This window comes from Chitinophaga sp. CC14, from assembly GCF_048957795.1.
GTDB classification, from domain to species: domain Bacteria; phylum Bacteroidota; class Bacteroidia; order Chitinophagales; family Chitinophagaceae; genus Chitinophaga; species Chitinophaga ginsengisegetis.
This window is the reverse complement of the sequence record NZ_JARBFY010000005.1, coordinates 1,278,880-1,299,080: the sequence shown is the minus strand read 5'-3', so window position 1 is coordinate 1,299,080 and position 20,201 is coordinate 1,278,880. Positions and strand designations below refer to the sequence as shown.

Below are 20,201 nucleotides of genomic sequence, written 5' to 3'. Positions count from 1 at the left end.
ATTTTCCCAGCATGCTGGCATTAAGGACTCTACTGACATACACGGGGCATTCTTTTCCCAGGTCACACGAAAATCGGACCGCTTGGAGCGCCTGGTCAGCCAGAAATCGGAGAAGACATTAACACGACTGCAAAAAGAGGAGATCCGCATGAAAAGAAAACTCGCAGGTATTGATTCCCTGAAAGCTGATAACCTTTTTACGCATTCCATAGATTCCCTCGCTAAACTGAAATCCCGCCTGAGCGGTAAATTAGGCAAGTACTCCGGCGTCATAACCGGATCTGGCGACGCCTATCTGGATAGCCTGGACAACACCCTTTCTTTTTTGAAAGGTTCTACAGGTTTGCTCCAGCAGGCAAAGGGCATGACCAGTAAGTTAAACGGCTCATTGACCTCTGTCGATAACTTGAAGAAGAAACTTCTGCAGGCCGAACAGATCAAGGCTTACATCCGGCAGCGTAAACAGTTGCTGAAAGAACAGTTAAGTCAGTATACCAGCTTTACCAAAGACCTGCAAAAATTAAACAAGGAAGCTTATTACTATGCCGAGCAGCTGAAAGCGTATAAAGAAGTTTTTAAAGATCGGAAGAAGGCAGAGCAAAAAGCGATGGAAGTAATGAAGAAGATCCCTGCTTTCAATGACTTCATGCAGACACATTCCCAGATCGCCGGCCTGTTTAATATACAGGGAGGTGCCGCCAGTGTGCAAAGTCTCGAAGGATTGCAAACACGCAACCAGGTGGAACAGCTGATCCAGCAGCGTATCGGTAGTGGCCCCAATGCCGGCGCCGCCATTAGTCAGCACATGGCTGAAGCCCGCAGCAGGTTCGACCAGCTGAAAAGCAAATTCCCCGATCTGGATAATGCCGAGGAAATACCGGACTTCAAACCAAAGGAAATGAAAACCAAAAGCTTCATGCAACGATTGGAGTTTGGCAGCAATATCCAGTTCCAGCGCAGCAACCGGTTCTTCCCAACCACCAGTGACCTTGCCGGGCAAGCCGCCTATAAGTTTCATAAAAACGGAAGCGCCGGTATCGGACTTTCTTACAAACTCGGCATGGGCACCGGATTTGACAACATCCGTTTCTCTGGTCAGGGCATGGGCATCCGCTCTTTTGTCGACTGGAAGCTGAAAGGCACCTTCTTTTTGAATGGCGGCTATGAACAGAATTATCAGCCGGATTACGCCGGTGTGCCGGAAGGAGTAGGGCAGAAGTGGACCCAAAGCGGGTTGATTGGTATCAGTAAAAAGTACAAGATCAATACTAAGCTGAAAGGCAATATGATGGTCCTTTTTGACTTTTTGTATAACCAGCATATTCCCAGAACAGACCCTGTTAAAGTAAGGTTGGGGTATAATTTTTAGAAAAATTGAAATTTGATTACCTAATTATACCAAATCATAATTACCATGAATTACAGATGTTATCCCATTCTCCTGTTTTTAAGTTTGTTTGTTTCATTAGGTGCTACCGCCCAGATAGACTTGCCAACTGGAAGGGCCAGCTATTCCCTGCCATTGTTCAACTATAGTGATGGCAATCGCCTCAACTTTAACATTGCACTCAATTATACCGGAGGGGGCGGAATAAAGGTTAACCAAATACCCACCAAAGTAGGATTGGGCTGGGACCTGATGGCCGGAGGAACGATTGTGCGGCGCACAATCGGAGAGCCTGATGATCAGGTTTCCGGAACCTATGATGGTATCAGATATGGAGAAGGTACACTGACTCCCGATCCGGGCTGGTTAGACCCGATTTCTAAAAGGGCAGGGTTTATTCCACTGGTGTCCAGAACTGAAAATGAAAATATTTATCAGCCCGATTTTGAAGTGCTGAGGGATTTTCAGCAGGATATTTTTGAATTTGAGTTTGGGGGCAGGACTGGTAGGTTCATGATTTCAGACAATGGTGCTGTACTTCCTATGGACAATTCAAAACTGAAGATTGAGAAAATTGAATCCAGAGGACCAGGGGAAGATAAGGTCATTACCACGATTGGAGGTTTCATTATCACCGATGAAACCGGCGTGCAATATGTCTTTTATGAAGCAGAACTTAGTAACCTGCTCATCAGCAAGAGAGCAACAACCTTATCAACTAGTAATAATATAAATAAGGTCACCATTCCCAATTATCAGGTGAGTGATTATTCCGTAAAAAACGTCTGGTACCTAACCCAAATCAAAGATCCGTTTAATGGAAAATCTATTAGCCTGACCTATTCAGCTTACCAATTAGATTATCTGATTGGCTATGAAGGCGTTTTTACATCGAGTCTTGCAGATGGCACAACCACTACAGCAGCACAGAGTATTATGCCCCGTTTTTCAGGAACCAGGAAAAGACTGACGGAGATATCATTCCCTGATAATCAGATCAAAGTGAGCTTTTTGTATAATGATAATGATATGTTGGATCTGCCGGGTGAGAAAGCCCTGAAGCAAATTGTAGTAAAAAAGGATACGGAAATCATTTCCGGATATCAGTTTGGTTATGAATATTTTTTTAAGGATACTACAAGGCCATTTAATTATACGTTTGCGCCTGCCGACCTGAAGTACGCAAGACTTTGTTTGAAGGATGTACGGAAAACTGGAAAATTCAATATACCTGATGCTCCTTATGTTTTCTCCTATTACAATAAAGTAGGTTTCAAAAGCATGCCCGGAAGAAATCTGCAATGCCCGGATCACTGGGGCTTTGCTAACGCAAATGCAATAGAACAGGACTATTCAACAGCTGATCAGGCAAGTGCCAGTATTAAGCTGCTTGCTAACTATCAGCTACCTCATAGAGCAGTAGATGTTGACGGGAAAGGTATGCTTGGCGCCTTGAAAACAATTCAGTTTCCGACCGGCGGAAAATTGCAGTATGAATATGAGAATAACACTGCTTTTTACAATAATGCCTCTGTTTTATCTGGTGGGATCAGGGTGAGCAGGACCACTATGTATGATATGGTGGATACCACCAAAAAGATAGTGAAAGAGTATAAGTACTTAAATGCGGAAGGTACTTCTTCCGGATGGGGATATGAGGTGCCGATATATACAGAAGTGTCAAATGCCCAAATGGTTATCCCGCCATCCCAATATGGCTATAAATCAGCCAACATGGTTTATAGCTCTGCCCAATCAGCCGTATTTTCGGCAATCCCATTTATAGGTGATGCCCTGGTAGGTGGTGGTATTGCAGGTTTAGGCAGCATGGTCATTCAGCAATTTGCTATGAACTTAGTAATTGCTATTGTCTTTGATATTTTTACACCAGCTCCTAGCACAAAGATAATTCTGGCCACAAATACCCAGCAGATCAGCACACATAATTCTAAATTCAATCAACTTCCTCACCTTTATAAACGGGTGGAGGTATTGGAAGGTACTTCAGCAAGTAATATTGGAAAAATGGTATATGAATTTACATCCCCCGATGACTTTCCACTTGCTGTACCTACGCTAAGTCAGCCTTATTCCCAAAAATCCAGATGCCTCCCCTGGGTATATGGTCTTGTGAAAAAGGAACAGGAAATATCAAAATCCAATAAAGTCATTTCAGAAAAGGTTTATACTTATGCCCCGCCAACCACAGTAGCAGGGAACAGCAATATCGCCTGGAAGACAAAAAAAACGCTGTTGTGCCCGGAATCTGTTTACAACGGATACACTTCAGCAATAGAATTTTACAGCGAAACTTATCAACCCTTGTATGGTCGTACAGAGTTGCTGTCCATTACAGATAAATCCTATGACAGTATTGGCAATTTCTCACAGACCCTGACCAGTTTTATTTATAATCCTACTAATTTATTACCCGCAAAGGTCAGTATGGTAAATAGTATTGGGGATACCATACAAACCCGGACCTACTATCCCCAGGATTACACGGGCACTGCTTTTCCGGTGCTTAAAGCCCTTAAAGATGCGAATAGTATATCACTTCCTGTTGCCTCTGAAACGTGGCAGCTGAATACAGGCAGTCAGAAATTGCTGAATTCCAGTATCTCTGAATATAAATTCAACCAGTCTTCTGATATCAAGGTGGAACAAATTCACACCCTGGAGTCAGACGCGCCTGTAAGTGCTGCTACGGCTGGAGCCTTTAATCCTGCAATACTTAACCGAACTCCTGTCCTTATTAAAAAACAACAGGTCATGAGTTATGATGATCTCGGACATATTGTCCATACATCAGGTGCTGGCAATACGGAGTTCGGGTTTCAGTGGGGATATGGAGATGCCTTTGGTAATGGACAACAAAAAATCACTGCTGAATTAACCAATGCTCATGCCGCGCACAAAGAGAAAACCGGAGCAGGGGGAGCTGTTGTTAATACCCAATTGGTGCTTACCGATAACAATCCCAAAACGGCAACATTTACCCTCTCACAGCCTGGCAGTGTATACCTTCAACTTGATCCTTCAAGCTTTGAGACTTCGCTGTTATTGAATTATACGCTTACAGGAGGCAGTCCGACAGTTTCTTATAATGGCTCATTGTGCAACGTGGTCCGATCCGGCAGAATAGATGATCTGTTCAATACCATTAAAACCTACACCCCGAAAAATGTATTCTTCGCCTCGTTACCAGCCGGAACATATACCCTTACCGGCACCAGATCTGCCAGTGTATTAGAGAATTGCAATTTTACCTACACTTATTTTACCGACCCTGTGATTTCTGTGGGTTCCGAATTTGCTTATGAGGGTTTTGAAACCGGTAGTTATACTGGAGCCATCGCGCCATATGCAGGACGTGGTTGCAAGGAGGGGGATTATACAGTTTCCTTTACGATGCCCAATTCCCGCGGTTACAGGGTAGATTATCGGTATTATTCTGCCGGAAAATGGATTTACAATGCTAAACCTTATACCAACGGTATAGTGCTTTCTGATGGGGACGCGATTGATGAAGTAAGGGTATATCCTGTAGATGCAGGAATTTCTACTTATACCTATGACCCGTTGGTTGGGTTGACCTCTCAGACCGATGCCAACGGAAATACGGTTTTCAATGAATATGACTACCTGGGGAGGTTGAGTATCGTGCGCGATCAGTACAACAATATCCTGAAACGCATCTGTTATAATTACTACGGGCAGCCAGAGACATGCGGTGGAAAGACCTATTCCAATACCGCCCTTTCCCAGACTTTTACTAAACAGGGATGTGGTTCAGGATTTACGCCAGGAACGGGAACATATACTGTTGCTGCTGGAAAATATACTGCGGATGATTCTTTAACTGTAAATGTTATGGCGCAGGAAGATATGCGGGTGAACGGACAAAACTACATCAATCAAACTGTGCAATGCCTTTGCACAGGTGTAGATAAGAAAGTTATCAATGGTGCCTGCGTGACGGGAGTAATGGAAAGTTTTAGTGAACCCATCCCCGGAAATCCTTTCAAATGCAAAGTTGGCTACCGGTACAAATTTCCTGACGGAACTTATGGGCCAAAGACTTACACGGGGGAAGAACCCTGTGATTAGTCATTGCATTTTTACTGATACCCGAATTTAAACTCAGTTAATTTCCAATTATATGAAATTTTCAAGACTTAGGATTATCATCTCTCTTTTATACATCTGTTGCAACATCTCCTTTGACCTTGCAGCACAAGTTCCGGTGATACCATCAGGAACCACTCCGCCTACGGCTACTCCGCTACCAGTTCTTGCAGCATACCAAAATCCTGTGATCAACTATGTCAGGACCTGGGAGCCGAATATGCCGACCACTGATGTTGTTAATGTGACCGGGACAGCCCGGACTGTTCAGGAAATAAGGCAAACGACTACTTATACAGATGGTATAAACCGTAGCTTTCAAACGGTATTAAAAGGAAGTAGTACATCCGGAAAGGATTTGGTTAGCCCTCAGATCTTTGATGCCTATGGCCGGCAGCCGTTGACATACCTGCCGTATGTCCAGACCACAGGCAATACCAGTGACGGTAAATTTAAAAGCACTCCTTTTACCAGTCAGCGGACTTTTTTACAAGATCCTGCTTTAAATCCCTCTGGGGCCGGAGAGAATATTTTTTATGGCCAACAGATCTATAATGAAACTCCTTCCTCCCCAGTGATCAAAAGTTTTAGTCCCGGCAATAGTTGGGCGAATGAAGGAGGGAAGAAGGCCAGCCAGCAGTATCCTTTTGTGAATACAGTCTCTGACTCTGTTCGGGTTTGGGACCTGGTGCCTGGCGTGCCCAGAACACTAAAAGCTTATGATGCGGGGCAATTGGGCAAATCAGTGTCTATTGATGAAAACGGTGTTCAATACGTCGAATATTACGACAAGGAAGGAAAGCTTATCCTCAGAAAATCACAGGTGGGCATAGGTACTGCAACTGCACATGCCGGATGGCTATGTACCTACTTTGTATATGATGAGCTAAAAAAATTGAGGTATGTTATTCCGCCGCTTGCAGTCGATAAGATCATCCCAAGCTGGGCGATTACTAATGTACTTTCCAGCTTATGCACCGTTTACAGATACGATGCAAGAGGCAGGTTAATTGTAACCAAACTCCCAGGTGTTGATTCCACGGAAGTTGTTTATGACACCCGCGACAGGCCGGTACTGATACGTGACGGGGGCCTAAAGAGTAAAGGACAATGGCTTGTTAATTTTTATGATAATCTGGATAGATCTGTCAGAACGGCTGCATACGCAGCTTCTACAACAAGAGAAGCTCTTCAAACTTCGGTAAATGGCACCACGCCCGGTACTTTCCCTTTTATCCCTGCCGCCAGCCTCATAGATCTGACTTTTCAGTACTACGACGATAATTATTCTTTCCCCGGTGTACAGCAGGCTTTAACTACTGATTTTACGGCTCCGCAAAAAGGGACGAACGTTTATGATGATCCCAATACTGGTATCAGTCATCGCGTGATGGGGAAGCTAACTGGTTTACGAACACGGATATTGGGTACAGCTCAATGGCTCACTACCACCATTTATTATAATGATAAAGGAAGGCCTTTTCAAACAATTGCAGATAACATCTACGGCGGAAAACAAACCACTACCAATTTATATGACTTTAACGGGAAGATACTGAGTACTTACACACGACAGATCAATCCCCATAGTACGGTAACACCAGAGACGCGGGTCCTCACAAATGCCACTTATGATGCGGGTGGACGGATGATAGAAGTAAGTACACAGCTAAACGATCTTCCCGTTACCAAGAGAGCCGTCGGCAGCTACACCTATGATGAAATTGGCAACCTCAGAACAAGGAAATTAGGTGTGGTCAATAATGTACCCAAAGAGACACTTACCTATGATTACACGGTTAACGGAAGCTTAAAAGGTATCAATAAAACTTTTGTCAATACGCCCAATAGTTCCGCCAGCTGGTTTGGGGAAGAGCTGGCCTATGATTACGGATTTAGCACCAGCCAGTTTAACGGCGCTATCGCCGGGACTAAATGGAAAAGCAGGGGTGATGGTATCGCTAGGGCCAGTGGTTACAGTTATGATAAATCTGGCCGCCTCTTAGCAGCCGACTTCTCCCAACAAAATCAGGGAAGTACAAACTGGACTTTTGATAAAGTCGATTTCAGCCTGAAGAACCTCAGTTATGATGCCAACGGCAACATTGGTGGCATGCTTCAAAAAGGGATGAAAGGACTGAGCATAACTGTGGTTGACAGCCTTAAATACGCTTATCTGCCCAATAGTAACCAACTGTATTTTGTTACCGACCGGCAAAATGATCCACAGAGTAAACTGGGCGATTTTAAGGAGATCAATAACAATGAAACGCAGGACTATGTTTACGACGCAGCTGGTAACCTCACAACGGATATGAATCGGTTATTGTCCATCAAACCTAATCTCTATCTCAATATACCAGATAGCCTGACAGTCCTGGGTAAAGGTTATATCGCATATACTTATGATGCTTCCGGAAATAAACTACGGAAGAAAGTAACTGATTTTACCGGAACTGGTTCTGTTACCACTACAGATTACATCGATGGGTTTGTTTATCAGAACGATAGTCTGGTATCGTTTGACCATGATGAGGGTCGGATAAGAATTTTATACGCAATCGGACAACCTCCTGCGTATGTGTATGATTATTTTATTACCGACCACATTGGAAACACCCGCATGGTGCTTACTGAACAATCAGGCAAGGCCACTTATGCAGCAACTATGGAAACAGCCCTCTCTGCAAAGGAGAACGCATTATTTGCCAATATTAATATTTGCAGAACTGCCAAACCTGTAGGTTACCCTGTTGATGCGACTACTAACCCGAACGACTATGTAGCCAAATTGAACGCCTCTGCCGGTTCTCAGAAAATAGGGCCTTCACTGGTACTGCGTGTCATGTCAGGTGACACCATCCAACTCGGTAGCAAGGCATTTTATAAATCGGCGGCCGCAAGTACCTCCAGTACTACGGTAGCCAACATGCTGGCCGCATTGTTACAGGCTTTTGCCACCGGTAGTGGACCTACCGATGGTACTCACGGTAACGGCACGGGTTCTGGTTCTCCTATCGTTTCAAACTTCACCTCCGCCAACTACCAGGCTGTTCGGGATAAAGACCCTTCACAAAATGTGGCTACTCTGCCGAAGGCTTACCTGGCATACGTCCTATTCGATGACCAAATGAACATGGTCGATGAAAACAGCGGTGTCAGGCAGGTACAAGGAAGTCCAGATCAGTTGCAGACACTCGCAACAAGCCTGATGGTAATGAAAAAGACTGGCTTTCTCTATGTCTATACTACTAACGAAAGCATTCAAGATGTGTACTTTGACAACATCGTGGTTAATCACAATCCGGGACCCTTGTTAGAGGAAACGCACTATTATCCTTTTGGTCTGACTATGGCGGGAATCAGTTCCAAAGCTCTGAAAAATCCATATCTAAAGAATAACTTCAACTATAATGGAATAGAGCAAACAGATGAAATTGGCCTAAACCAATATGATGCTTACTTCCGTACATTGGACCCACAAATTGGCAGGTGGAACCAGATGGACCCGGTTGCGCAGAAGTACCCTGGTATTAGCCCTTATAATAGCAATTTCAATAACCCGGTCAGTTTTGCCGATCCGTTCGGAGATATCCCCGGCGATCCTGTTGTGGGCAATTTTGGAGGAAGCATTGGCTATGGATACAACACCATATTTACAATCGTTGGGCAGTCGGTTAAAAGAGGTGCAACACAGGCAACAGAGGGGGGAATAAGAAATTTCACTACAAATGGATTCAATCAAATTGGTGCTTATGCGGCAAGACAACAACAGTTACGACAAGCGTATGAGCTGCAAAAGCTTCAGTCTTTGCAAAGATCATATGATATCCAGGCCCAAATAGATTTACAACAAAGCCAACAAATCGAGGTAAAGAATGGCTTTGCAGTGCGGCATTATGAGGACCCGAGTACTACTGGGGCTGCTTGGCGCAGAGGAATGGACCAAGCGCATAATTCACTTATATTTGTTACTGATTACGTGGAACCTGTTGTAATAACAGTTGCAACTATGGGGTTGGAAGGACTGGCGTCATCTGCTATTGCTGGAGTGACCTTAAATGGAGCTGAGGGCGGATTTAATGCAATAAGGGGTTTTAAAAATGCCATTTCACCGTTTAAGGGCGGGAGGTTTACTAATGCAGGTCGTGCAGTAACTAAACATCCTGAATACTTTGGGTTTGAATCCACAGAAGCACTGATGAAGGTATATAGGACCCCCGAAGCCATAAACAACCTGGCTTCGTCCACCATAAAAAATATCTTGCGTAATGGTGCAAAAACTACTGGGGCGGGAGGCCGATATCCTAATGGTTGGGTTACCTTTACTTTTCGTAATGGAAACGCAGCAAGTTGGGGGTTGGATGGAACTTTTATTGGATTTAGAGGACTTAGATAATAAATATATGAAAAACATTCGCATTGAGAAAGTGGGAGATATTAATTCAGAATATCCTTACTTAGAAATCTTTAAAAAAAATGATGACATTCCATTTCTGGAAGTATCAATTTCAGAAAAAAAAGAATTGTCCTTTAAATTTTATGCCTCACAAATAGATATTTTATTGGATATTTATGAATGGGAGTATATTCTTGAAACCGCAAAGGAATTCTTACCTCAAGCTTTAAAAGATGAAGATGATTACGAGAAGTTTCTAAACAAATAGAAAGAAAAGGGCTATTTTATTAGATTGAGTTTGGATGGTAACATCTTTCATATCTTTCTTGTCTATCAGTGTATAGGTAGTATTTATGCTGGGATAGCCTGAAGTGGTTGATATGAATATTGTGAATAAATAGAAAAGCTAGAATTTAATTCGAGATGTTGAATGTCAGAAATAATATTTATTAATATTCAATAGCGAAGCACTTAACAATAGATACGGAATATAACTAAGGCCCGAAAGAATCTGGGGATTTAGTTATGTTCCGGACAAGGGGATTTGACTACATTTTTTATGATTAACTTATAAAATGCTCCACGACCCCTACGAAATAATTGAAATTGACGGGTAGATGGAACATGCTTTGAATGCTAATTAAATTGCCCAACTCTGATAAATACCGGCCTCATTTTGTGATTTATGGACTTTGGCCAAATCGGTTGGGTGATGATCTAAAGGTGGATATTTCGGTAAATCTGGCCAGTAATTCCGCGTTTATCGTGACAGCGCATTTCGCTTTATGCTGATCACCCTGTTTCGGAGCAAAGTGGCCGTTTGACCCTTCAAATCAACTTTTTCCTTCAACTTATAGATATGCTATTTTCAATTTGACTTGAAATAAAGCCTTCAGAAAAGAAGATTTGCTACCAGTCGAACTCCAATGGCTATGATAGCATTTGAGCCCTTTAAAACGCATTATTTAAAGCCGTTGTATGTAGATCGCCATTTGAAGCAGCAAGAGAGATCTGTTCTCTTTGAAAACGGCCCTAATGCGGAATAGGTCAGGATTTAGGATTTTTTAACGGGCAACCAGATGGGTTGATCGGATTTTGGTATTTTGTTCAATGGGAAGGGGCATTATTTACCACAGCCGAAAGCCAATCTGGTGGCCACTTTTTCCCGAAATAAGGGGGACGCTTTCGGGTTCTTCCCCAATTTTGGTGGTGGAATAAAACGTCAACTTCATCTGGCTCTAAAATATGCTTTTTCGAACTTAATAAAGATCTTTCTCGAAGGAAGGGGAAATAGAAAAATCGACTGACCACCAAAATTGGGGAAGAACCGCTTTCGCCGAAATGCCCAGGTAAGGTACAGGAATGCAGAAATGTTGATATTAAGAAAATAGATGAGGTACTATTTAGCTCGGTAAAATCCCCCTATTATTGGAATATCCTGTAGCTATTTATTTTTTTACAATCACCGGTATACAATGGATAACTATAAAACAGTAATTACAGCAGCTAATTCTTTATTGAAAGGCTATGGCTATAACAAGAAAGGTACTGTCTTCTATTTATCGCAAGGCAAAAATTGGGGTTTAATAGGCTTTCAGAAAAGTCGGAGTTCCACTAAAGAATATGTCAGGTTTACGATTAATGTTGGCGTAAGTTCTGGGGCCTTAAGGCGCTGTATTGATGAGGATGATTCAGCACAAAATCCAGATATGGAATCTTCGCATTGGCAATGTCGCATTGGCTCTTTAATGCCAGGCCATACGGATCATTGGTGGGAGTTAAATCAGAATGATACAGATGAAGATGTCATTTTTGATGTGATAAGGAAACTGAAGGACCTTGCGATTCCTGCAATTCAAATGCGTATTTCCGATAGTGGATTGATTGATATGTGGAAGAGTAGTGATTATGGGGGTACTACCTTATTTAAGAAGTATGTTTATCTGACTACGCTGCTAAAACTCGGTAAAAGTGAAGAATTGCCAGCTTACATTGAAGAATTCATCAACAGTTCAAAAGGAACACCATTTGAAGTGGACACTAAACTCCACATAAATGTGCTGGAGAAAATACATTGATATGCGCTTTGCTTTAATTGATAATTTACGAGTTGAGGCGGAACCTGGATTAAAAGGAATATGTCCCGGATGCATGCAGCCTGTCATCGCAAAATGTGGGGCACAAAGAATTCATCATTGGGCGCATAGCAGGAGTATAGCATGTGACAAATGGTGGGAAGCCGAGACAGAATGGCACCGTGCCTGGAAAAATAATTTCCCCCTGGGCTGGCAGGAAGTTTTTTTACCGGATGCGCAAACCGGCCAAAAGCACATCGCTGATGTTCAAACCGAACATGGTCTGGTGATCGAATTTCAGCACTCGCACCTTAACCCTCAGGAGCGTATAGCACGTGAGACCTTTTATAAAAATATGGTTTGGGTTGTTGACGGTACACGCCTCAAGTATGATTATCGGCGTTTTGTTAAAGGTCATGATTACTTTCAATATACCGAGCAAAAGGGAATATTCCATGTGAAATCTCCAGAGGACTGTTTTCCCCAAGCATGGCTCAACAGTCAGGTTCCCGTTATTTTTGATTTTAAAGGCCAGGAACCATTAGAAGACCTGTTAGGTTTGAGAGAACCTCTGTACTGCTTGTTTCCTGCTTCGATTGGAAAATCTGCTGTAGTTGCAAAGATATCACGTAAGGCCTTCATAAAGCATACAACTAATGGAGAATGGCCTGTTCGGGTGAGTAACCTTATGAGTAATTTAATTAATGCTCTGCAAGCATCGCAACGACAAGAGGAATTACTACGACTCGCATTGCAGCATCAGGATTTGGAAATGAAAAGATTTGGAATGCGTCCGGGTTATGGGAAAAGCAGACCGTTCTGATCGTTGCTGCCTTTGGAAATGGTACTTTTTTTAGCCCAACGAAAGTAATAGTATTCGCCTTCCAGAAGCTTGACCTGGCTATCCTGATAGGCCTATTGGACAGGACGCCCCACTTTTTAAAAAGCTTGACCCGCGGATGCCAGACCGTTTGATCTGGCATCGGGATTTATCTTTTCTAGTCTATAGCGCAGCCGTGTGCCTGCCGGATTGGTACTTTTCTTCCTTAGATGTGTATTTCTACTGGAAAATATCGTACGCAACGCTGAGCATATGTTACATTTTAGAATTAGCGGGGTTTGGAAGAACCACAACAACGAGGTCACGCACTATGCCCTTCATGAGCTTACCAATACGGGAATAGATAGAGCCGTCAGAATAACTAAAGATGAAGCCATCCGGCTTTTAGAAAAAGGGCATACCATAGAAACATGGCTCTGGAATTATGGATTGTCCGATTGGGAAGTCGGACAAGAAGTCCGGGTCGTTGATACGCCTGAAGGGAAGTACCTTCAATCAGATCCCTATAATCCTTTAACACACGACCTTGCCCATCTGATCGACTATGATTGGATCATTCTTAAATTCAATTTCCATTAATAATTTTTATTTCCGGGCATATCCCTCGCACTAGGTAATTCATCCATTGTGACTTAGCATCATGCCTTGCAGCATTTTTTTATTTCTTTCTTTTTACCAATCGGCATACAGATTGTTTATATTTGTAATGCGTAAATGAGATAGTAATATGGTAACCATTGTAGTACACCCGGCAAAAGAGCAGCTAAAAACCTTGAAAACGATTCTGAAAGCGCTAAATATGCCTTTTGAAGAAAAAAAAGACGAGGAACTTCCTAAGCACGTAATTGATGGTATTCGGATTTCTAACCAGCAGATCGCAGAAGGGCGTGTTAAGAAATTCACTACCATTGAAGATTTGCTGGGTATATAGTGGCCTTTGAGATTGTTTTTTCTGAGTACGCCGAAGATACTGCGAGGTTGGTTTACCATTTTATCGAAGAAAATTTTGGTAAAAAGGCTGCTCAGACTTTTAGAATAAAGCTACTAAGAACCTTGCGTACGATTAGCGAATTCCCCAATTCTTATAAGGCAGTAGAACGTAGAACTTGATGAATCTATTAGGACTGGCCTAATCACCAGGCATACATCGGTAGTATACGAAATCAGAGGGGATAGGATTTACCTAAAGTATTTTTGGGACAACAGGCAGGAGCCGATGATAGTCTAGAATATTCTATCTATTGAAAACTTCCCCCATCTGGAGGCTGAAACGGATACGCTCTGGTATGAAGGATGCCCCACTCAACTCTATAACGCAGCACGGCATTCATGTGTCCCAGAAAATAAACAACCCTCGTAAACCACCTGATTCCCTGCTGCAAATCCATAGATTGCCTGATTTCTTTTTCACCCGCATTACCCGAAAGCTCCCCTTATCTGTTTTAAGAATGATCGCAAGATCATTTTGCTGTACTAAAAAATAAAACTATGGTTCCTTTTTTGAAATGGCGCAGCCTTGCGGTTGTAGCCTGGTTACATATGCCGCCCATCTATCCAAAGTCCAATTCGTTGATCTCTATCACTTGATCCTGTTTAAGGTTGTCGCTTCGCTATGCCCGTAGCGGAGTTGTACCGTTTACGCAACACCTTCGTTAATGCGATTTGTATTTTCATCAGCACTGCTGCTGGGCTTCGTATGTCCGGCCCTGTCCCAGATTTCTGGTACCGTAACCCACAAGGTTACCCGTCTGCCCCTGAACCAGGCCGGACTGCTGCTCTCTGGTCAGGCTGGTTCTATTGTCTTTAAAACTGCCACTGATGCCAGTGGCAACTTTCTCTTTACCATGCCCCCGGCTGGTGAATATCGCTTGACAGTATCCTTTTTAGGCTTTGATCCTAAAACAATAGCCCTTAAAATATCCCAAGGTACGGCCAGCCTGCAGCTGGATTCTATTACACTGGCGCCGGCTCCGCTGGATCTTTCCCAGGTGGAGGTAAAAGCTGCTCCACCGATGGTCCGGATGCGCGGAGATACCTTGGAATTTAATGCCTCGTATTTTCACGCAGCAGAAAAAGCATCCCTTTTAAACCTGTTTCAAAAGGTGCCCGGCCTGACCATCGATGTAGATGGAAACTTTTATTTTCAGGGTATCCCCATCTCTGAGTTGTATATTGACGGGCGCCCTGCCTTCCAGAACGCTCCGGACGGCAATGCCGATCCAAAGACGATCTCCCGCTTACTGCTGGCCGGTATCGTGGATAAGATCCAGGTCATCAGTAAAAAGCAAACGAGCGGTATTCATGGCCCCTCTGCTCAAAAGATGATCAACATCACCATAAAGAAGGAAAGCAAACGAGGGGCCACTGGCGAGATCGGCGCGGGGTATGGCAGCCACGACAGTTATAAGGCATCAGCTACTGCTGCCCGGTTCCGTGAGCACAGCCAGCTGATTGGCGTGGCCACATTCGCCAATGTCAGCAGCATGACCCCGGTTTCTTCCAGTGATGAAAGTATGGACATGAACATGCGTTTTCCCGGCGCAACGCGCGATGGAAAGATTGCCCTCAGCGCTGGCTTTGATGCTGGGAAAAAGTCCAAATTCAATTTCACTCTTAACCATATGGATCGGGATGGGAACCTGCAACAGGAGCAGCAGCGGGAGAACTTCCTGAACGGCAGCAGCTATGATTACAACCGCATCAGCCTAAAGAAAAATCAGCTGCAGGCGAATATGCTGGGCGCAAATTTTTCCTGCGACTTCAACGATAAAAATAAATTCACACTTCGGAGCGATCTCTTTTTAACCCGGTCAAATACTGCAGAGAATAATACTTATATCACCAGAGCACGAAACCATCTGGATACGATCTCCTACGGAAATTTTTCCAATAGCGATTATCAGCAGGATAACCGGATTTTCCTTTTCAGCGAGTATACCCACCAGTTTACATCAACAGGAATGCTGCGACTGGCCATCAATTATGATTTTGACCACCATCATTCAGACCAGTACAATTATTCCCTCAACCTGGCGCCGGTTGAGCAGGTAGGAGATACCATCAACCAGCGCATCCGGCCCCAAGTCAGAAACCATAACCTAATGCTCAGTAGCCAGCTCTTTAAACCATTAGGCAAGCGTTTTGAATTCCAGCTCGTATATAATCTTACCACTGGGCAGATCCGCAATGAGCAGCTTGCCCAGAACTATAATGACCCGGTAAAACGTTATGAGCTGACGGATACGCTGCTCAGCTACCTATTTGAAAATACTTCCCTGGCCCATCTGCTACATGCAGCAGTGGGTTATCATATCGGCAAGCTCAATGTCTCACTTGGAGCCACCCTGGGCATGAATGATTTCAAAAGTTCCGGCGACGCTGCAGATTTCAACATCAGTCAGCAATACAATTACCTGTCGCCGGTGCTGGGTATCAGCTGGAAAATCAGTCCATATTCTGCGCTGCGTGCAGACCTGTCTGCCTCGCCACTGTTGCCCGTTACTGAGCAGCTAACCCCGGTGATTTCTGTGCAGAACCCTTTGCAGGTACAGTTGGGAAACCCCGACCTGAAACCGGGATATAGCCGCAGGATCTCCCTGGACTACAATTACAGCAGCACCACCGGCACTTCCTTCTCCATCGGGGGCTTTGCCACCCTGGAGTACAACGGTATTTCTACATCAGTGTTCAGCGATTCCTCCGGCAAGCAGATCTCCAGGCCAATCAACGTAAATGGTACCCGGGCTTTTTCCCCAACACTTAACTTCGGAAAAAGGCTCCAGAAAGCAGGCATCACCATCGGTTATCGCGCTTTCGGAGATTTCAGGCGCAGCATTTCCCTGATTGACGGATTACAAAATATGAACCATAGCGTCTTTCTAAACCAGGACATTTCTTTTTCATGGAACTACAAAAGTTTATTTGAACTCGGCGCCAATGCTCAAATCAACTACCGTGGTAACAAATATGCTGCGCAGACCAATAGGTATACGCATTTCACAGATCAACGGATATTTCTCAAAGCCGTGTTTTTCTTACCCGCGGGAATTCAGATTGGATCTGCCGGCATGTACACAAAAAATACAGGTGTTCCGGGGAACGCAACCTTGATCAACGGCTGGATCAGTAAGCTGCTGTCCAAAGAGAGAAATTGGCTCCTTAAATGTTATGGCTTTGATCTGCTGAATGAAAGTAAAGCACAGACGGCCATCATCAGCCCCGTGTTTATTGAAAGAACGCTGAGCAATTCCCAGCCTCAGTATTTCATGTGCAGCCTGACCCGGTATTTTAAATAGAAGATTTGCAGTGGCAGCCAGGTTTAAGTTTTTTGAGATAGTGTATCATCACGGTTGAAAATGGTCGCCCGGTCTTTCTAGGCAGGGCAGTTTTAAAACTATTTATTTTTGCTGCTAAAGGATCGGGTATCCCGCTGATCCGATGCAGCCCCAAACTTTGAAAAATGAGTAAACAGCTAAGTGATCAACATTTAGAGATTTTGGTTGGTAACGTTATCCAGCACTGGGCTGCCGGAAATAGTGAGCAGATCAGCCTCCCGGAGATACATGCTGCAGTAAAAGAAAAACTGCTAAAGCTGGGCGCCTATGATCATCAGAGCGATGAGCGCATCGCGGAAATCTTTCACCAGCTGCACACCATTAATGGCCACCGCATTATTTCTACCTCAACAAACCAGCATTGCTAAATGCAGTCAGGATAAGGGTATTACAATTACTCAAACGAGGTGAGCTTTTTAAAATATTGCTTTGAGGAATTTGAACCACCTGATACCAGACAAGAAGTTTAACCTGATCTTTCTTAAATATTTTCCCTGCCTTTTCATTTCCGGTAATGGAAGTGCTACCATTTCGTCCTCCCTTCCTGCAGAACGCTCTTTCCCCTCTGCTATCTTTTTTTTGTTGCCTGCCATAAGCAGTAAATGCTGAACGTCGTGCAGCCATAGTAGACTCTGGTCTAAATGATCTGTTGGAAAACGTTTGGCCTTTATCTTTTGACGTAAATCAAATAGATGCTTTGCAGCAGTTTGGGTATGACCAAAAAAAGCTGCGATGTCTTCATGACTATAGAGGTCTGTATCGAGCATAGACCATGGGTTTTGATTCTCCTGCATGGGTTAAATTTTATGTTGGCTAGGTATTTACTTATATACACATTGCCGGACTGATGGTACTACGTTGATCCATTCTGTATATTTTTCCGCTTGAAGATACTGAAATAATACATATAGTGTATGTTTTAATACATATTATGTATGTTTCACTACATATACTGCGTTGATTTTGAATAATTTGTTATTTTGGTCCGAAGGAACAGCAAAACTTCCGGATAAAAATTTCGTTATTCTCAATGACCAGAGCCAGGGTTTATAAATTAAATCGCATTAAAGCTGTATTGGCGGAACAGGACGTTTCGCAAAAGGAGCTTGCTGCCAAGCTGGGCATTTCTGTGAATAGCATTACCCGTTACTGCAACCATTCAGTCCAGCCACCCTTGATCATGCTTTTCCTCATAGCCCAAGCCCTGGACGTTGATATGCGTGAATTGATCATATCAACAAAATCAGGTTCAAAGTAGAGACCTGTTCCAGCCCGTCAGTCTGACATCCATCGATTCCCAAGTATTGAATTTTGGTATAAATTTACACTTGATCGATAGGCACCCAATCGGATCTATAAACTAACATTATGAAAAATGTGCTTTCTAAATTAAAAGACCACACAAAGGAGATCAACGCTATTATGCTTCGTGCCCAATCCTCATTTAGAATAATGGATTACCTGTACAGAACAAGCGAAGGGCTGGAAATCGAGATCATTAGAAATCACCAATTTCTCAAATACACCGCTGAATTGAATTGGCGCATTTATGTTATTGAACTCTCAAAGCTGCTCAAACCCAATCCGAATAAAGATGATTACTACAACCTTACTACTTTTATAAGCAAATTTAAACAGGGGCAGGAGTATGAAATGATTCCTGGAATTGACAATGAAACTATAACCAAGTGGGAGGACAGTCTAAAAGATCTAAAAGAGCAAATCCAGAATCTGCTTGAGCAACGTGATAAACTCTACAGTCATACGGATAAAAAACATTTCTTGTATAAGAATAAACTTAGTTTTGCAGATGCAAATGAACTGATTTTGGTTATTCAGCGTGTTATAAATGAGATCTACATCAAAGTTTTTGGGCACTCCGCGTCCTTCGATCCACTAGGGGAACCAGTGGATAATTTAAAACAGATCGTTGGAATACTCGTTGAGCAAAAAAAAAGTCAGATCAAGGCACTGGTTGATCATGGACGGTCCTTTGGCATTGATCCAAAAGAATTTGATGTACCACCAGAATATCTGAAATGAGAACCTCGTTATTGTTCTCCATTAAGGCCGTCAAAGCAGCTAATTTGACTGATTACTGTTCCGCTTCGACAAAACCCCATCCAACATTCCCATCAGATCCCTTCACTTTGATTCACCATAATTCAATATACCCGGATTGGTTTTTCTCAATATGTGAATTTCCGCAACATCCCAATACCCTACATCCCTGTTATCCTCACTCGGCATAGGCTCCTTCTTACGCTCGCCGAAAACAAAAAAACCTAACTCTTCCAAATCTTTCAAATATCCACTGAAAGTAATTCCCAATTCCATCTTTCTTGAAAAGCTGAATTCTCCCATACCCATTAGATCTCCGTAATCCTCCAGATTCTCAAAAAATACTCCCAATAAATTTCCTTCGTCTTCAGTTGCGATGTCGTCATGGTCAAACCGGTAAGCATCAACTGAACTTATAATTTCGACGAGTTGCTTTCCTGAAGTGATTCTGAGCATAAACGAAGGTTCCAATTCAGTCTTCTTGTCGTGCTCCGTAACTGTTGCAAAGTACTTCTTTAAGATTGATGGTTGTCCTTCGGCATATCGGGATAGTGTATCCCATCCCCAATAATAGATCTCATATGACAGCTCCCTTTCAGCCTTTACAATGTTCACAAATTCCTGCAAATGAGCATCGTCGCGAAATGTAGACGCAAATATGAATCGTTTAACGGTCACATGTAACATGCTGGCAAGGGATAAGTCGTTGACGATATCGTTCTTTAGTGTCTGGCGGATATCCTCTTCTCTTCCTCTAATGTCCTTCACCTTACATTGGATAGCCGTATATGTCTTTCCTGAATAGATATCTATCCCTTTTTGTTTTTGTCCCTTAACACCAAACGTCTGATAGTCGGTACGAACAAAAGATTCTGTCTTTTCGACGGCATTGAAAAGATCGCAGACAAATTCTTCAAATCGTTTCTCTTCTTTAAGCGGAGGTAACTGATAGTGAGCCATAACATTTTCTTTATCA

General features: G+C 43.2%; 14 protein-coding genes. 12 read left to right on the top strand and 2 right to left on the bottom strand.

The features are described 5' to 3' along the window. The first annotated feature begins 148 nt into the window (after positions 1-148). The 10 genes from PV783_RS24840 to PV783_RS24795 all read left to right on the top strand — a co-directional run bounded on the left by PV783_RS24840 (position 149) and on the right by PV783_RS24795 (position 17,532). Positions 149-1,369, top strand: a complete 1,221-nt coding sequence (locus PV783_RS24840; RefSeq protein ID WP_420989983.1) for a hypothetical protein — start codon at positions 149-151, stop codon at positions 1,367-1,369. A 45-nt stretch (positions 1,370-1,414) separates the two neighbouring features. Beyond that, positions 1,415-5,497 (top strand): DUF5977 domain-containing protein, encoded by a 4,083-nt coding sequence (locus PV783_RS24835; RefSeq protein ID WP_420989982.1) that lies wholly within the window; start codon positions 1,415-1,417, stop codon positions 5,495-5,497. Positions 5,498-5,549: 52 nt separating this feature from the next. After that, positions 5,550-9,914: a DUF6443 domain-containing protein gene (locus tag PV783_RS24830; RefSeq protein ID WP_420989981.1), complete on the top strand. Its 4,365-nt coding sequence runs from the start codon at positions 5,550-5,552 to the stop codon at positions 9,912-9,914. Next, entirely contained in the window at positions 9,853-10,182 is a 330-nt protein-coding gene (locus PV783_RS24825; RefSeq protein WP_420989980.1) for a hypothetical protein, read from the top strand. Before PV783_RS24830 ends, PV783_RS24825 begins: the two co-directional genes overlap by 62 nt. 1,207 nt (positions 10,183-11,389) lie before the next feature. After that, on the top strand, positions 11,390-11,992 hold the full coding sequence (locus tag PV783_RS24820; protein ID WP_420989979.1) for a DUF4304 domain-containing protein: 603 nt from the start codon (positions 11,390-11,392) through the stop codon (positions 11,990-11,992). Position 11,993: 1 nt separating this feature from the next. Beyond that, positions 11,994-12,812, top strand: a complete 819-nt coding sequence (locus PV783_RS24815) for a competence protein CoiA (RefSeq protein WP_420989978.1) — start codon at positions 11,994-11,996, stop codon at positions 12,810-12,812. A gap of 270 nt (positions 12,813-13,082) precedes the next feature. After that, entirely contained in the window at positions 13,083-13,409 is a 327-nt protein-coding gene (locus tag PV783_RS24810) for a hypothetical protein (protein ID WP_420989977.1), read from the top strand. Positions 13,410-13,557: 148 nt separating this feature from the next. Continuing rightward, positions 13,558-13,761, top strand: a complete 204-nt coding sequence (locus tag PV783_RS24805) for a DUF2683 family protein (protein WP_420989976.1) — start codon at positions 13,558-13,560, stop codon at positions 13,759-13,761. A gap of 724 nt (positions 13,762-14,485) precedes the next feature. Beyond that, the gene (locus tag PV783_RS24800; protein ID WP_420989975.1) at positions 14,486-17,125 is read left to right on the top strand and encodes an outer membrane beta-barrel protein; all 2,640 of its coding nucleotides are present in this window, start codon (positions 14,486-14,488) and stop codon (positions 17,123-17,125) included. Positions 17,126-17,289: 164 nt separating this feature from the next. After that, positions 17,290-17,532 (top strand): hypothetical protein, encoded by a 243-nt coding sequence (locus PV783_RS24795; RefSeq protein WP_420989974.1) that lies wholly within the window; start codon positions 17,290-17,292, stop codon positions 17,530-17,532. Between the two features lie 48 nt (positions 17,533-17,580). On the opposite strand, the gene PV783_RS24790 is transcribed toward PV783_RS24795, so the two are convergent. Then, entirely contained in the window at positions 17,581-17,931 is a 351-nt protein-coding gene (locus tag PV783_RS24790) for a hypothetical protein (protein ID WP_420989973.1), read from the bottom strand. A gap of 263 nt (positions 17,932-18,194) precedes the next feature. Here PV783_RS24790 and PV783_RS24785 point away from each other — a divergent pair, with 263 nt between their 5' ends. Next, positions 18,195-18,422, top strand: a complete 228-nt coding sequence (locus PV783_RS24785; protein WP_420989972.1) for a helix-turn-helix domain-containing protein — start codon at positions 18,195-18,197, stop codon at positions 18,420-18,422. Between the two features lie 110 nt (positions 18,423-18,532). Beyond that, the gene (locus PV783_RS24780; protein WP_420989971.1) at positions 18,533-19,207 is read left to right on the top strand and encodes a hypothetical protein; all 675 of its coding nucleotides are present in this window, start codon (positions 18,533-18,535) and stop codon (positions 19,205-19,207) included. Positions 19,208-19,309: 102 nt separating this feature from the next. Here PV783_RS24780 and PV783_RS24775 read toward each other — a convergent pair whose 3' ends face one another. Continuing rightward, on the bottom strand, positions 19,310-20,185 hold the full coding sequence (locus PV783_RS24775; RefSeq protein ID WP_420989970.1) for a hypothetical protein: 876 nt from the start codon (positions 20,183-20,185) through the stop codon (positions 19,310-19,312). Positions 20,186-20,201: the final 16 nt, after the last annotated feature.

What these genes read in the sequence shown, in the direction of transcription:
- PV783_RS24840 (WP_420989983.1), top strand. Translation starts at nt 149, where the DNA reads ATGAAAAGAAAACTCGCAGGTATTGATTCCCTGAAAGCTGATAACCTT.
- PV783_RS24835 (WP_420989982.1), top strand. Translation starts at nt 1,415, where the DNA reads ATGAATTACAGATGTTATCCCATTCTCCTGTTTTTAAGTTTGTTTGTT.
- PV783_RS24830 (WP_420989981.1), top strand. Translation starts at nt 5,550, where the DNA reads ATGAAATTTTCAAGACTTAGGATTATCATCTCTCTTTTATACATCTGT.
- PV783_RS24825 (WP_420989980.1), top strand. Translation starts at nt 9,853, where the DNA reads ATGGAAACGCAGCAAGTTGGGGGTTGGATGGAACTTTTATTGGATTTA.
- PV783_RS24820 (WP_420989979.1), top strand. Translation starts at nt 11,390, where the DNA reads ATGGATAACTATAAAACAGTAATTACAGCAGCTAATTCTTTATTGAAA.
- PV783_RS24815 (WP_420989978.1), top strand. Translation starts at nt 11,994, where the DNA reads ATGCGCTTTGCTTTAATTGATAATTTACGAGTTGAGGCGGAACCTGGA.
- PV783_RS24810 (WP_420989977.1), top strand. Translation starts at nt 13,083, where the DNA reads ATGTTACATTTTAGAATTAGCGGGGTTTGGAAGAACCACAACAACGAG.
- PV783_RS24805 (WP_420989976.1), top strand. Translation starts at nt 13,558, where the DNA reads ATGGTAACCATTGTAGTACACCCGGCAAAAGAGCAGCTAAAAACCTTG.
- PV783_RS24800 (WP_420989975.1), top strand. Translation starts at nt 14,486, where the DNA reads ATGCGATTTGTATTTTCATCAGCACTGCTGCTGGGCTTCGTATGTCCG.
- PV783_RS24795 (WP_420989974.1), top strand. Translation starts at nt 17,290, where the DNA reads ATGAGTAAACAGCTAAGTGATCAACATTTAGAGATTTTGGTTGGTAAC.
- PV783_RS24790 (WP_420989973.1), bottom strand. Translation starts at nt 17,931, where the DNA reads ATGCTCGATACAGACCTCTATAGTCATGAAGACATCGCAGCTTTTTTT.
- PV783_RS24785 (WP_420989972.1), top strand. Translation starts at nt 18,195, where the DNA reads ATGACCAGAGCCAGGGTTTATAAATTAAATCGCATTAAAGCTGTATTG.
- PV783_RS24780 (WP_420989971.1), top strand. Translation starts at nt 18,533, where the DNA reads ATGAAAAATGTGCTTTCTAAATTAAAAGACCACACAAAGGAGATCAAC.
- PV783_RS24775 (WP_420989970.1), bottom strand. Translation starts at nt 20,185, where the DNA reads ATGGCTCACTATCAGTTACCTCCGCTTAAAGAAGAGAAACGATTTGAA.